The organism is Hydrotalea lipotrueae, assembly GCF_019249625.1.
Lineage (GTDB): Bacteria > Bacteroidota > Bacteroidia > Chitinophagales > Chitinophagaceae > Hydrotalea > Hydrotalea flava.
On record NZ_JAESDL010000001.1, the window covers coordinates 328944 to 343054 of the forward strand.

Below are 14111 nucleotides of genomic sequence, written 5' to 3' on the forward strand. Positions count from 1 at the left end.
TACATTTACTTTACAATAAGGTAACACCATCTTTTTAATTTCCCTTCAAAATCAAATGGTGTTGTGGCTCTTGTAATGTCTTTAATAGCAGCTGCTTTAATATTGTCCTTATCTATCACAAATCGGGTAAAATTGGTGCTGAAATATATTTTACCGCCTGTGGGTAATGCAGTCAGCACATCATTCAATAACTCCACATGATCACGTTGTATATCTAAAATATCCTTCATTCTTTTGCTGTTACTAAAAGTGGGCGGATCCATGATTACCAAATCAAAACTGTTGGGTGGTAAAGTTTTTAAGTATTGTTTTACATCAGCATGTATAAAATGAAATGCGTCTGCATTTTTCAATCGGTTAATCGAAAAGTTATCCTGAGCCCATTGTAAATATGTTTTCGATAAATCAATCGTTGTAACACTTGCAGCTTTTCCTGCTGCCGCATACACTGAAAAAGAACCGGTATATGCAAATAAATTCAAAACACGTTTGTCACCAGCCTCGTTGCGAACCATTTGGCGGGTAATGCGGTGGTCTAAAAACAAGCCGGTATCTAAGTAGTCGGTTAGGTTTACTAAAAATTTTAACCCATTTTCTGTAACAGTAAAATATTGTTTGGTATCGCCTGTTTTTTCATATTGATTGTTTCGGTTGGCCTTTCTTTTGCGTTCTTTAATGTAAATATTTTCGTTGGCTATCCCAAGATATTTGCTTATCAAAGCAACACAAGCCTCTAACCATTCCGTATGCTGCTCCTCTGTCATCTGGTGCCTGCGCTGGTATTCGGCTAAATACACTTTATCCTCATACAAGTCAATACAAAAAGGGAATTCAGGTAAATCATGATCATAAACTCGCCAGCAGGTAATATTTTGTTTTTTTGCAATTTTATATTTGTGTTTAAAAACCTTCATCAAGCGGTTTTCAAACATTGCAGCTTTTTGAGGTGAAAGAATGGGGTTGAATGGCTGATCGTTCGGGGTATCCATATTGGCCAAAATTAAGTGCATTGCCAAATATTTGTCCGAAATTTTTCTACGGCAGCGTTGTTGAATAATGATGGGAACGTTGCAGTGTGCGACGCAACCGGTGTTTAATAGCATTACAAAAGCTGGCTACCAAATTATCTGATTCTTCATGAAGTGCTTTGGAATAAAAACTACCTTTGCGCCCAATATGAAGTCAAAAACACTGAAACAAAATAAAATCAACATTATTACGCTGGGGTGTAGTAAAAATCTGGTGGATAGTGAGGTGCTGAGTGGGCAGTTATCGGCCCAGGCTATTCCCGTAGTGCATGAAAATACTAAAACCAACCATAATATTGTGGTGGTAAATACCTGCGGTTTTATTGATAAAGCCAAAGAAGAAAGTATTGATACAATTTTAAATCAGGTAGAATTAAAGCGCAGGGGAAAATTAGACAAAGTATATGTAACCGGTTGCCTGAGTGAACGTTACAGAAACGATTTGGAAAAAGAAATACCCGAAGTAGACGCCTGGTTTGGAACCATGGAACTGCCATTAATTTTAAAACAATTAGGTGCCGATTACAAATCTGAATTATTGGGCGAACGCTTATTAAGTACGCCAAAACATTATGCCTATCTTAAAATTAGTGAGGGCTGTAACAGAACTTGTGCTTTTTGTGCCATACCCCTTATGCGGGGCAGCCATGTTAGCAAACCCATTGAAGCCATTGTTGCAGAAGCAGAAACCTTGGTTAAAAAAGGTGTTAAAGAAATTATGCTGATTGCGCAGGAGTTAACTTATTATGGCTTAGATATATACAAAAAACGTTCATTGCATGTTTTACTGAAGCAACTGGCCGATGTGAAAGGGTTGGAATGGATTCGGCTGCATTATGCATATCCCAATAAATTTCCGTTGGAAGTGTTGGCTGTAATGCGTGAAAAGAAAAATATTTGCAATTATTTAGATATGCCCTTGCAGCATGCCAGCAATAACATGCTAAAGGCCATGCGCCGAAACAGCACTAAAGAAGAAATGAGTGCATTGATTAAAACCATACGGCAGGAAGTACCGGGTATTTGTTTGCGAACAACGTTAATTGCCGGATTTCCGGGAGAAACGGAAGAAGATGTAACAGAACTGAAATCTTTTCTGGAAGAGCACCGCTTTGACAGAGTTGGAATTTTTACATACAGCCATGAAGAAAATACCGGCGCTTATACTTTAGAAGACAATATACCTGCTGAAGTAAAACAACGAAGAGCACAGGAAATAATGGAAGTGCAGCAGGAAATTAGTCTGGAAAAAAATCAGGAAAAAGTAGGGTGGATATTTAAAGTATTGATTGATAAAAAAGAAGCAGGCCGCTATATAGGCAGAACAGAGTTTGATAGTGTTGAAGTGGATAATGAAGTAATTATAGCAACTGATCAAAAACTTTCTGTTGGAGAATTTGTTAACGTACGTATTACAAAAGCGTATGATTATGATATAGAAGGGGAACTGGTGTTGTAAAATGAATTTGAATGATTGAGCAGTTTGCCCTCATCAATTTTTTTAAATAGTAACAAGTATTCATACATGGAAGCACAGTATAGTTATTTACCTATTGAGTCCACCGGTTTTTTTTCTAAAATTGCAGTAGAGTATGTTCAACAACATGAAGGTTTAAGCCCTTTTTATCGACACTCCGTTTCAATAGAAGGCATTCAGGCAGCCATTCAGGCGCGGCAACAAACTATCAATCATCGCCAATTATTGTATGATGTTTTAGTGGAACAATCTGCAGGTTTATCACTTACAACTCTGCAGCAAAATAACTTGCAGGCTATTCTGAGTGAAAATACCTTTACCATTACAACGGCCCACCAACCCAATATTTTTACCGGCCCATTGTATTTTATTTACAAAATTATACATGCTATTCAGCTGGCTGATTATTTAAAAGTACAATTACCCCAATATCATTTTATTCCATTTTATTATATGGGTAGTGAAGATGCTGATTTGGATGAATTAGGGACAATTACAATTGATGGGAAACAACTTACCTGGCAAACCAAACAAACAGGTGCAGTAGGCAGGATGAAGGTAGATCAGTCTTTTCTGCAACTGATAGCGGAAATAAAAGGACAAATTGATGTATTGCCACATGGTAAGCAATTAAGCACTTTATTCGCCAATGCTTATACGTTAGGTAAAACAATACAGCAGGCTACTTTGGAACTGGTGCATACTTTATTTGCTAATTTTGGTTTGCTGATATTAATACCCGATAATGCCCGTTTAAAAAAAGTATTTGAACCGGTTATCATTAAAGAATTGTCCGAACAATTTTCGCATCAGGCAGTGGAAGCTACTATCCGCGAAATGCAGCAGCATTATCCCATTCAAACGCAAGGGCGCACCATTAATTTATTTTATTTGATGGATACCTATCGGGAACGTATTGAATGTGAAAACAATGTATTTGTTGTAAAAAAAGCCGGCTTGCAATTCAGTAAAGAAGCCATATTGGAAGAACTGCAGCAGCATCCCGAACGATTTAGTGGAAATGTTATTTTAAGGGGGTTATTTCAGGAAACTGTGTTACCCAATATTGTTTTTATTGGTGGCGGTGGCGAATTGGCTTATTGGTTAGAATTAAAGCGGGTTTTTGAATCGGCAGGCGTGCCTTATCCTATGTTATTGTTACGCAATTCGTTTGTTTTAATACAAGAACGTCAGTTGGAAATATGGCGTTCGTTGCAATTTAGTGTAGAAGATTTATTTAAACCGGTATTGCATTTGCAAAATGAATATGCAAAAAGACATAGCGATTATTCTTTATCATTAAATGATGAGATAGCGCAAATCAGAGCTATTTATGCGCTCATTTCGGCGCATGCTGCTAAAGCAGATAGTGCTTTAACTACACATGTTCAGGTATTACAGCATCGGGCCATTGAAAAAATTGAACAATTAGAGAAAAAGATGGCAAGAGCAGAAAGGCGAAAATATGCAACTGATATGCAACGAATTGCCAACATTAAAACACAATTATTTCCTAATAATAATCTGCAGGAGCGTGTGGAGAATTTTTCTGTATTATATGGAAAACATGGCCCTGAATTATTTCATCATATTTATGCAGCTTCAAAATCATTTGGGCAGCAAATGGGCATTATTGCAATGTCTTAAATATCAAACTGATTTACCCAGTCTGATTTTATTTTAGAAATTTTTTCTTTTATTTCCTGTTCTAACTGAATTTTATATTGTTCTACCAAAGTACCTGTAATGGGTTCAAAAGTACCAATTATTTCTGCGGCCAAAATACCGGCATTTTTTGCAGCATTTAAGGCAACTGTGGCTACCGGCACACCGTTGGGCATTTGGAGAATGGATAAAATAGAGTCCCACCCATCTATTGAGTTAGATGATTTGATGGGTACGCCAATAACCGGCAATGGCGTAATGGCAGCCAGCATACCGGGTAAATGAGCAGCTCCGCCGGCGCCTGCAATAATAATTTTTAATCCCCTTTGTTTTGCTTTTTGTGCATACTCAACCATGCGCAGCGGTGTTCTGTGTGCCGAAACAATGGTTAATTCAAATGGAATTTTAAATTGTGTCAATATATCTGCAGCAGCCTGCATTACGGGCAAATCGCTGTCGCTTCCCATTACAATACCTACTTTAATGTTTCCTGTTTCCATATCATTTTTTTTATACTGCAATTTGTAATTGCCGTTTATATAGTTGAATGGTGTTTTCAAAACCCAAATACAATGCATCGCAAATTAAGGCATGGCCAATGCTCACTTCATCCAAATGCGAAATATGTTGCCTGAAATAGTGAAGGTTATATAAATCTAAGTCGTGCCCTGCATTAATACCCAAACCTAAGGTGGACGCTAATTTTGCAGCTGACTGATAAGGTTGAATAGCCATTTCCTTTTTTCCTGCAGCAAATTCACGGGCATACATTTCTGTATACAATTCAATTCTGTCGGTATTGGTTTTGGCTGCGGCTTCTACCATTTTTAAATCCGGGTCTATAAAAATTGATACCCGGATTCCTGCCTTTTTAAATGTGCCGATGATATCTATTAAAAAATCTTTGTGTTGAATCGTGTCCCAGCCATGGTCGCTGGTTAATTGTTTTGTGGCATCGGGTACTAATGTTACCTGATCTGGTTTAGCAGCCAGCACCAGCTCAACAAACTTTTGTTCAGATGGGTTTCCTTCTATATTAAATTCAGTAGTAATTACTTTTTTAATATCCAACACATCCTGGTAAGTAATATGCCGTTCATCAGGTCGCGGATGCACAGTAATACCTTCTGCACCAAAAAGCTGTGCATCGATAGCTACTTTGACTACATTGGGATTATTGCCACCCCTGGCATTGCGTAAAGTGGCAAATTTATTAATATTGACACTTAACCGTGTATTCATACAACTGAGTTATTTTATGCAAAGTAATTATAAAAAATGCAATGCCGCAATATTGGTCAGTATTGAATATTTTCTTTAATTATGTTGAAAGTAAAGAAGTTGAATTACTGTATGGTTCATTTGAAAACTACAGTAACTTCGCATAGAACTTTGTAAAAGAGCAATTGTTCTTACTGTTATGTCGTATGCCACATTAGAAGCCTGCATCAATGATTTAGAAAAAAATGGTCACTTAGTGCGTATTAAAGAAGCCGTAGACCCCAATTTGGAGATGGCTGCTATTCATTTAAGAGTGCATGCTGCAGGTGGGCCGGCATTGTTGTTTGAAAATGTAAAGGGTACACCGTATAGAGCTGCTTCCAACATTTTTGGAACAGTGGAAAGAAGTAAATTTATTTTTCGAGATACTTTTCAATTGGTACAACAGTTAATTGAGCTGAAAGATAATCCCATTAAAGCACTACAATCACCTTTTAAATATTTATACACCGGATGGGCTGCATTGAAAGCATTGCCCTTAAAAAATCCCATTCTAAAGCCGGTATTAGCTAATCAAATTCAAATCAGTGATTTGCCGTTAATACGGCACTGGCCCAATGATGGCGGGGCATTCGTTACGCTTCCGCAAGTGTATACGGAAGATGTTGAACAACCTGGCATTATGCATGCTAATCTTGGCATGTACCGCATTCAATTAACAGGGAATGATTATGTATGGAATAAAGAAATTGGGTTGCATTATCAATTACACAGAGGTATTGGTATTCATCAAACAAAAGCCAATGCAAAAGGCGTTCCATTAAAAGTAAGCTGTTTTGTGGGTGGCCCGCCGGCACATAGTTTGGCAGCAGTAATGCCATTACCAGAGGGCATAAGCGAAATGGTTTTTGCAGGGGCATTGGGTGCCAGAAGATTTCGTTATACCTATGTAGATGGATTTGCCATTAGTACTGATGCTGATTTTGTAATTACGGGTGAAGTAATGCCGGGAGAAAACAAACCGGAAGGACCATTTGGTGACCATTTAGGTTATTATAGTTTGAAACATCCATTTCCTGTAATGAAAGTGCATAAGGTATTTGCAAAGAAAAATGCCATTTGGCCATTTACGGTTGTAGGCAGGCCACCACAGGAAGATACCAGTTTTGGAGCATTAATTCATGAACTTACCGGTAATGCTGTTACAAAGGAAATTCCGGGTGTGCGTGAAATTCATGCAGTGGATGCTGCAGGTGTACATCCATTGTTGCTGGCTATTGGCAGCGAAAGATATACGCCATTTAATCCTGCCAGAGAGCCTGCGGAAATTTTAACCATTGCCAATCATATTTTGGGAACCGGCCAATTGAGTCTGGCTAAATTTTTATTCATTACTGCTGATGATACCAAACAGTTAACTACATCTAACGTACCTGAATTTATGCAGTTTGTAATGGAGCGAATTGATTTTACCCGGGATGTGCATTTTTATACCAATACCAGTATTGATACATTGGATTACAGCGGAGCAGGATTCAACAAAGGCAGTAAGGTAGTATTTGCTGCATACGGAAATCCAATTAGGCGCTTATGCACTGAGGTGCCTGTTCAATTAAAAGAACTCCATTCTTTTGAAAATGCGCAACTGGTAATACCCGGGGTTATTGCCATAACAGCACAGCCTTATACAGATACAGATGCAGCAAAACAAACTTTAGAAATTTTAGAAACACAACTCAAAGAGAGATGGAATACATTGTCTGATGTGGCTTGTATTGTATTCTGTGACAGCAGTGTATTTACTGCGGCTACCCTCAACAATTTTTTGTGGGTTACCTTTACGCGTTCCAATCCATCGCATGATATACATGGTATTGGTGCCTTTATTGAAAACAAACATTGGGGTTGCAAAGGACCATTGGTAATTGATGCACGCATTAAACCACATCATGCTCCTCCGGTTGAAGTATTGCCGGAAATCCAAAAAAAAATCGATCCGATTTTTGCAAAAGGCGGAAGTTTATATGGAATTGTATAAGCTGTTACAATAATATGCCTCTTAAAAAAAGATAGGCTACACTGAAATAAATAATCAGACCGGTAACATCCACCAATGTTGCCACAAAAGGCGCGGAAGAAACTGCAGGGTCGGCCCCCAATTTTTTAAGCAGCATAGGCAACATTGAGCCGGATAGGGTTCCCCATAAAACTACTCCAATTAAACTTACCCCAACCGTAAATCCAATTAACAACCAGTGGGTACCATATAAGTTCTGAATAATGCCATGCTGCATTAAAACATGCCAGGATGCAATTCTGATAAAACCAATGAGTCCCAAGATACTTCCTAAAATAATTCCACTGCTAATTTCTCTGCGCATTACCCGCCACCAGTCGGTTAAAGAAACTTCGCCCACTGCCATTGCCTGAATAATAAGGGTAGAGGCCTGCGAGCCGCTGTTGCCGCCACTCGACATAATGAGTGGAACAAATATGGATAAAACAACAGCTTTTTCAATTTCATCGGCAAAATAGGCCATCGCTGTTGCAGTTAGCATTTCACTTAAAAATAAAACGATAAGCCATCCTACTCTTTTTTTGATGAGTTTTAAAAAAGAGATATCCAAATAAGGCTCATCTAATGCCTCCGTTCCACCTATTTTTTGTATGTCTTCACTAAATTCTTCATTGGTTACCCAAAGTATATCATCAATGGTAACAATACCCAATAAAATATTATTGTCATCCACTACCGGTAAAGCTACCCGGTTATTCATTTTAAAAATTTTACCGGCATATTCCTGATCGTCATGTACATTCAATGTAATGACTCTTCCATCCATAATTTCTGAAACCAAAGCGTTGGGTACTGCCAATAAAATATCCTTAATACGTATATCATCTAATAATTCCCCTTTGTGGTTAATGACATAAATCACATCAATGGTTTCGCTATTCTTGGCAAATTTTCGGATAGTAGCAAAAACTTCTTCTATGGTATTGTATTCATATACATACACATAGTCGGGTGTCATTAAGCGGCCTACAGAATCTTCCGGATAACCTAATAAAGCCAATGTAATTTTTCTTTCTTCTGGATTGAGTAGTTTAATTAAATCGCGAATAATATGATTGGGCAATTCTGCTAAAAAAGCAGTTCTGTCATCGGGTGGCAATTCATTCAGTAATTCAGCAGTTTTGGCAGGTGGTAAGGTTTTAATAATGTCTTTCTGTTGCGCAATATCTAAAATTTTAAAAACATTGATGGCTCGGTGAATAGACATGTTAGAGAGGATGGTAGCCTCTTCATCCGGAAATTGGTTTACCAATTCAACAACATCGCTGATATGCAGGTTATTTAAAAAATAGGAAAGCCCTTCTTTGTTATCAGATTGCAAATAATGCAAGAATTGGTCTTCTTTGGAAATATTTTTTTTTGAAATTTCAGCCATATTGCAATTTAAGCCTTTAACAGAGGAAGAAAAAATTTGAGATACTGAATTCTGCTAACTTCGCCTGCATTAGTGAATAAGAAATGATATTACCAGATTTAATCATAGCACCCTCCCCAAAAGGAGGGAGAGGAGTATTTGCTTTAGCCGTTATACCATCCGGAACCATTATTGAAATTTCACCGGTGTTGGTTTTTAGTAAACAGGAACGTTTGATTGTAGAGCAAACTTTGTTATATAATTACATTTTTGAGTGGGGTAGGTCGCGGAAGCTGGCAGCATTAGGGTTAGGCTATCTATCTTTATACAATCATGATTATGATGCTAATGCTGATTATACGATGGATTTTGAAAGCGCATTAATGACGATTACTACTGTAAAAAAAATTAATAAAGGCGATGAGATTTTTATTAATTACAATGCAAATCCAAATGATACAACAAAAATTTGGTTCGATGCAAAATAATTTGATACAGTTATAAAAAGGGGCTGTAAGAATACAGCCCCGTAATTCACCAAAACCCAACTATAAAAAAATTACCAATACTTATAGCCAATTAATCGTGCTAATTCAATTTTAGCCAGGCATAATTGGTATTCATATTGCAATCTGGTTAAAGCAGCCCTTTGCACGTTGGTACTGGCATTGGTTAACTCTAAATTGGTGCCTGTACCATTTAAAAACCGGGAAGCGGCTAATTTTTCTGCATATACAGCTTCTTCAATTTGTCCGGTTGTATTTTGAATTCGTTCCATATTACTTTTAATATCGGTAAGGGCTTGCTGTATATCTTTTCGATAATTATTATTTAATGTTTCCTGTGCCAATTCATTTTGTTTTACAATATTTTGTGCCAGTTTAACCTGCTGTTTGGTTTTACCGCCATTATAAATAGGAATGGTGATTCCAACACCTGCAACATAATTAAAACGGGGATTTTCAACTTCAGGAACATATCCATTTTTGTAACCTGCTGCTGCCTGTAAACCTACTATTGGTTTATTGGAAAGTTTGGCAATATTTACATCGCTTAAAGCCTCTTTTATTTTATCTTTCATAATAACAAAATCCATATTGGTGGCTTGTGCAATGCTGATTAAATCATCAATATTATTGGTAGCTGTTAAATCAAAATCGAATGTTGTTCCATTTTCAAAATTGGTGCCGGTAGTATATGCCAGTAAATTTAGTTGCTTTTGTAATGAATTTAGAAGATCAACTTTTCTGTTTTGTTCATTATCAATTGCGGCTTGTATATTCATTACATCAATTTTAAGTGCATCGCCATTTTTTAATTTTGCATCTACTATTTTTTTATTGTCATTTAAAAACTTTAAAACACTATCCTGAATTGCAATTGCTTTTTTCAAATAAACCATATTATAATAAATAATGGAAACCTGATTGGCTAATTGCGATTTTACATTTGCAAGATTATGTGTGGCAGTTTGCAATTCATCTTTCGATTTTTCAATATTGGCTTTCAATCTTCCAAAATCAAATAATGCATATTGCGCATTCATACTGGCATTCATACTGTTAACAGGCGCAAACTGAAAATCGGTACCACCTAATGGGATGGTGATTTTTGGTTGTACATATGCATAACTGGCATTACCGGTAATTTCCGGCATATTATTCAGTTTGGTAAGTTCTAATTTTTGTTGTGCAGTACTAATGGTATTATTTACTTCTTTTACTTTGGGATAAAAAGTAAAAGATTGATTAATCAAATTTTTTAATTCTGTGTTTACCTGCACTTGTGCCTGGCAAAAAACAGCTATTAAAGTAAATAATATTAAAAAATTATATTTTTTCATCTTTCCTTATTTTAATTCAATTGTTATGGTACGTTTAAACAATACTGGATGTTGACTTAATGCGCTTCACTGGCTGCTTTCATCATCGCTGCTTTCTCTGCTGCATTTTGTTTTTTTACTCTTAAAAATGCCACTAAAGGAATTACCATTACAAAAAATATAGCAATTAATCTAAACGTATCCAGATAAGCTAAGTAATAGGATTGCCTTTCTACTGAAGCATTGATAAAACCATAAGCCTGATGGGTTGCATCCTGTAAACTGGCGCCTGTTTTACTGATTAAATCCTGTGCAATGATTTGCACACGCTGTAATAGTAAAGGAGAACCTGATGGCATATTACTTACCAAATCACTCCTGTGTTGTGCATATTGGTGTGATATATAATTGTTGGCCATGGCAATACCAAATGCGCCACCTAATTGCCGGATCATATTATTTAATGAAATACCTGCAGCATAATCTTTGGGTTCAAGTCCGGCTACTGCCTGATTAATAAGTGGTAATTGTACCATTGAAATGCCAATTGCTCTCAATAATAATGGTACAAAGAAGTCCCATTTACCTACATCCGAACTTACTTCTGAGGTTAATACACTATAAGCTGCAAACAGTAAAAAACCTGCTACAACAAATGGAATGGGTGATACGCCTTTACTCATTATTTTTCCTACAATGGGCAGCATTACGACAGCAGCAAGTGTAGGGGGCAGTAGTGAAATGCCGGTATCGTATGCAGTAAAACCCAATATACGTTGTGCCAATACCGGATATACAAATACAGAAGTAAATAATCCCAATCCTGCAACGAAAGTAAAAATGGTGGTAAATGCCAGATTACGATTACCCAATACCCTTAAATTAACAGCAGGTTCTTTAATACTTAACTCATAAATAATAAAGCCTATTATACCTACCACTGCAATAACAGAACATATACGTATGGCAGAACTACTAAACCAATCATCTGCTTCACCCCGTTCCAATACAAATTGTAAACAGCCAATACCTGCTGCCAGCAATAGTATACCGTTGTAATCGATATGTATGGATTTTTTCTTTTTCCCTTCGCCTTCCTTTTTTTCAATAAAGTAGAAAGTAAGCATGGTAGCAATAATGCCAATAGGAATATTAATCATAAAAATCAGAGGCCAGGAAGCGTGGTCTATAATATATCCGCCAAGTGTTGGCCCCAGCGTTGGCCCCAGTACAATACCCATCCCAAACAATCCGGAAGCAATTGGGCGATCCTGTGGTTCAAATGCATCAAATAAAATGGCTTGGGAGGTAGATAGTAGCGCTCCACCTCCAATGCCCTGCACAAAGCGCCAAGCAATAATTTCAACCAGCGAGGAAGATTGGGCGCACATGTACGATGCTGCTGTAAAAATGATCATGGATACCAGATAATAATTTTTACGGCCAAAATATTCGGCTAAAAATCCGGTTAGGGGAATAATAATTACGTTTGCTATGGCATAAGAAGTAATTACCCAGCTAATATCTTCTATACTTACGCCCAAACTTCCACTCATATCATTTAAAGCCACATTTACAATAGATGTGTCAATTAATTCCATTACGGCTGCTGTAACGGTAGTTAACACAATAATGGTACGGGCAAATCCTTTTGGTGTAGCCATGAATTTTTTTTATTTGTTATTAGCAACTACATATACACTTAAACCGGCCCTCAATAAATCTTTGAATTGATCAATATTGTCGAAATTTATTTTAACAGGCACACGTTGGGTAACTTTTACAAAGTTGCCGCTAGAATTATCTGGAGGAAGCAAGGCAAATTTGGCACCTGTAGCATCACTTAAATTGGCAATGGTTCCTGTAATTTTTAAATTCGGATAAGCATCTATATTAATTTCAACTCTTTTGCCCCTATATAAATGGCGAAGCTGGTTTTCTTTAAAATTGGCCACTACCCAATAAGTACTATTGTCAACAATCGAAAACAATGGGGTGCCCTCTTGCACAAACTGGCCTTCGCTAACATTTCGTTTGCCAATTTTCCCCGATTGTGGCGCAAAAATTTTAGTGTAAGTTAATTTAAGTTTTTGTTGGTCAATTTTTGCTTGTTGCACAGCAATAGATGCTTCGGCTTTTTCAACTGATGCTCTTAACACAGCCAGTCTGCTATCGGCCGCATTATAATCTCTATGCGAGTTTTGATATTGCTGAAGTGCTGTTTCATAATTGTACTGTGTGTCGTCTAATTGTTTTTTGGTAATGGCTTCAGCTACAAATAAATTTTTATCTCTATTCAAATCCTGTTGCGCTTTCTTCAGTCTTAATTCGCTTAAGTCAATATTCCCTTTGTTTACTTTTAAAGTAACCAATGCATTATTTAAAGTAGCTCTGGCATTTACAATATCTATTTTTGTTTGAGCCAAAGTAGCCTCCATTTCTTTCAGTTGCAACAATAAATCTGCATCATCAATTTCTGCTACCAATTGTCCGGCTTTTACACTGTCATAATCTCTTATATACAATGTTTTAATATAACCTGAAATCCTGGGTAAAACAGGGGTAATTTGCCCCTCAACCTGAGCATCGTCGGTAGTTTCATGGGTTAGTGCAAATTTTATTTTATCGAAAATAAAATACCCTGCTATCAATAAAACCGCAATGAGTATAATTAATCTGATGGGTGATTTTTTCTTTTGTTCCTGTGCTTGCTGTTCCATGTATTTTGATGATTTATTTTTTATGATTGTAATAATGTAGAATGAACCATTTGTTGAATGTGTGTAACGAGTCGTTTCCTAAAATGTTCATCGGAGTAAGGATTAAAATCTTTATTACTTTCTCTGAAAATATATACACAACAAATTTGTTTCGATTTCAGTACCTGATTAATGGTACCGATAATGCTGGCAAAAAGGAGAGGAGCATCTACCTTTTTAAATACTTTTTTTCGAATACCTTTTTCAATAATTTTTGTAAAATTGTTGATGTTCTGCGTTACTATTTCAATCACTTTCTTATGCAAATCTTTTCGCTGCGAAACCAGCATTTCCTGTTCCATCACCTTATGAAAATCTGGATAGGATAAAAAGCGATCTACATAAGCTTCTATAATTAAATCAATTTTTTCAATTTCACTAAGGTTTTTATCATTTTCCAAATCCTCAATACGACCCCTTATATAACGAACCTTTTCTTCTACTATGGCTTCGAACAATTTCTCTTTTGAACCAAAATAGTAGTTTACCATAGCAAGATTCACTTCTGCTTTCTGTGCTAAATCACGAATTGAAGTGCCCTCAAATCCCTTTTCTGAAAAAAGGGAAATGGCGGTTTGTATAATCAATTCCTTCTTGTCTATACTCATAGTGTAACTATTAAAATGCAAATTTTAAACAAATGTTTGATTTAAACAAACGTTTGATTTATTTTTATCAAATTTTAATGTGTATATCAAAATAATCATG

General features: G+C 36.6%; 12 protein-coding genes. 4 read left to right on the forward strand and 8 right to left on the reverse strand.

What is annotated here, in order from left to right; translation table 11 throughout:
• Positions 1-5: 5 nt before the first annotated feature.
• Positions 6-1010 carry a class I SAM-dependent methyltransferase gene (locus tag JK139_RS01505; RefSeq protein ID WP_228733074.1) on the reverse strand — a complete coding sequence of 335 codons (1005 nt, stop codon included), beginning with the start codon at positions 1008-1010 and terminating at the stop codon, positions 6-8.
• 166 nt (positions 1011-1176) lie between these two features.
• Between JK139_RS01505 and rimO the strand changes: the two genes are divergently transcribed.
• Together rimO and bshC are read left to right on the forward strand one after the other, a co-directional pair.
• Entirely contained in the window at positions 1177-2487 is a 1311-nt protein-coding gene (gene rimO / locus JK139_RS01510; RefSeq protein WP_218330422.1) for a 30S ribosomal protein S12 methylthiotransferase RimO, read from the forward strand.
• Between the two features lie 66 nt (positions 2488-2553).
• Positions 2554-4152 carry a bacillithiol biosynthesis cysteine-adding enzyme BshC gene (gene bshC, locus JK139_RS01515; protein ID WP_218330423.1) on the forward strand — a complete coding sequence of 533 codons (1599 nt, stop codon included), beginning with the start codon at positions 2554-2556 and terminating at the stop codon, positions 4150-4152.
• Here bshC and purE read toward each other — a convergent pair.
• Together purE and JK139_RS01525 are read right to left on the reverse strand one after the other, a co-directional pair.
• Complete coding sequence (gene purE / locus JK139_RS01520; protein WP_218330424.1) at positions 4149-4670, reverse strand: 5-(carboxyamino)imidazole ribonucleotide mutase; 522 nt, start codon at positions 4668-4670, stop codon at positions 4149-4151. The two genes, bshC and purE, sit on opposite strands and share 4 nt — an antisense overlap.
• Before the next feature lie 10 nt (positions 4671-4680).
• The gene (locus tag JK139_RS01525) at positions 4681-5412 is read right to left on the reverse strand and encodes a pyridoxine 5'-phosphate synthase (RefSeq protein ID WP_218330425.1); all 732 of its coding nucleotides are present in this window, start codon (positions 5410-5412) and stop codon (positions 4681-4683) included.
• Positions 5413-5590: 178 nt separating this feature from the next.
• Between JK139_RS01525 and JK139_RS01530 the strand changes: the two genes are divergently transcribed.
• Positions 5591-7429 (forward strand): UbiD family decarboxylase, encoded by a 1839-nt coding sequence (locus tag JK139_RS01530; protein ID WP_218330426.1) that lies wholly within the window; start codon positions 5591-5593, stop codon positions 7427-7429.
• A gap of 4 nt (positions 7430-7433) precedes the next feature.
• Here JK139_RS01530 and mgtE read toward each other — a convergent pair whose 3' ends face one another.
• The gene (gene mgtE, locus JK139_RS01535; protein WP_218330427.1) at positions 7434-8843 is read right to left on the reverse strand and encodes a magnesium transporter; all 1410 of its coding nucleotides are present in this window, start codon (positions 8841-8843) and stop codon (positions 7434-7436) included.
• 83 nt (positions 8844-8926) lie between these two features.
• On the opposite strand from mgtE, the gene JK139_RS01540 reads away from it, so the two are divergent.
• Entirely contained in the window at positions 8927-9310 is a 384-nt protein-coding gene (locus JK139_RS01540; protein WP_068244815.1) for an SET domain-containing protein, read from the forward strand.
• Between the two features lie 71 nt (positions 9311-9381).
• On the opposite strand, the gene JK139_RS01545 is transcribed toward JK139_RS01540, so the two are convergent.
• Genes JK139_RS01545 through JK139_RS01560 form a run of 4 tightly spaced genes read right to left on the reverse strand, consistent with a single transcriptional unit; the run spans position 9382 to position 14011 of the window.
• Complete coding sequence (locus JK139_RS01545) at positions 9382-10665, reverse strand: TolC family protein (protein ID WP_074420862.1); 1284 nt, start codon at positions 10663-10665, stop codon at positions 9382-9384.
• A 56-nt stretch (positions 10666-10721) separates the two neighbouring features.
• The gene (locus JK139_RS01550; protein WP_074420861.1) at positions 10722-12308 is read right to left on the reverse strand and encodes a DHA2 family efflux MFS transporter permease subunit; all 1587 of its coding nucleotides are present in this window, start codon (positions 12306-12308) and stop codon (positions 10722-10724) included.
• 9 nt (positions 12309-12317) lie between these two features.
• The gene (locus JK139_RS01555; protein ID WP_074420860.1) at positions 12318-13364 is read right to left on the reverse strand and encodes an HlyD family secretion protein; all 1047 of its coding nucleotides are present in this window, start codon (positions 13362-13364) and stop codon (positions 12318-12320) included.
• Positions 13365-13384: 20 nt separating this feature from the next.
• Positions 13385-14011 (reverse strand): TetR/AcrR family transcriptional regulator, encoded by a 627-nt coding sequence (locus JK139_RS01560; RefSeq protein ID WP_074420859.1) that lies wholly within the window; start codon positions 14009-14011, stop codon positions 13385-13387.
• Between the last annotated feature and the right edge of the window lie 100 nt (positions 14012-14111).

What these genes read in the sequence shown, in the direction of transcription:
- purE (WP_218330424.1), bottom strand. Translation starts at nt 4,670, where the DNA reads ATGGAAACAGGAAACATTAAAGTAGGTATTGTAATGGGAAGCGACAGC.
- bshC (WP_218330423.1), top strand. Translation starts at nt 2,554, where the DNA reads ATGGAAGCACAGTATAGTTATTTACCTATTGAGTCCACCGGTTTTTTT.
- JK139_RS01560 (WP_074420859.1), bottom strand. Translation starts at nt 14,011, where the DNA reads ATGAGTATAGACAAGAAGGAATTGATTATACAAACCGCCATTTCCCTT.
- JK139_RS01530 (WP_218330426.1), top strand. Translation starts at nt 5,591, where the DNA reads ATGTCGTATGCCACATTAGAAGCCTGCATCAATGATTTAGAAAAAAAT.
- JK139_RS01505 (WP_228733074.1), bottom strand. Translation starts at nt 1,010, where the DNA reads ATGCACTTAATTTTGGCCAATATGGATACCCCGAACGATCAGCCATTC.
- rimO (WP_218330422.1), top strand. Translation starts at nt 1,177, where the DNA reads ATGAAGTCAAAAACACTGAAACAAAATAAAATCAACATTATTACGCTG.
- JK139_RS01545 (WP_074420862.1), bottom strand. Translation starts at nt 10,665, where the DNA reads ATGAAAAAATATAATTTTTTAATATTATTTACTTTAATAGCTGTTTTT.
- JK139_RS01550 (WP_074420861.1), bottom strand. Translation starts at nt 12,308, where the DNA reads ATGGCTACACCAAAAGGATTTGCCCGTACCATTATTGTGTTAACTACC.
- JK139_RS01540 (WP_068244815.1), top strand. Translation starts at nt 8,927, where the DNA reads ATGATATTACCAGATTTAATCATAGCACCCTCCCCAAAAGGAGGGAGA.
- mgtE (WP_218330427.1), bottom strand. Translation starts at nt 8,843, where the DNA reads ATGGCTGAAATTTCAAAAAAAAATATTTCCAAAGAAGACCAATTCTTG.
- JK139_RS01525 (WP_218330425.1), bottom strand. Translation starts at nt 5,412, where the DNA reads ATGAATACACGGTTAAGTGTCAATATTAATAAATTTGCCACTTTACGC.
- JK139_RS01555 (WP_074420860.1), bottom strand. Translation starts at nt 13,364, where the DNA reads ATGGAACAGCAAGCACAGGAACAAAAGAAAAAATCACCCATCAGATTA.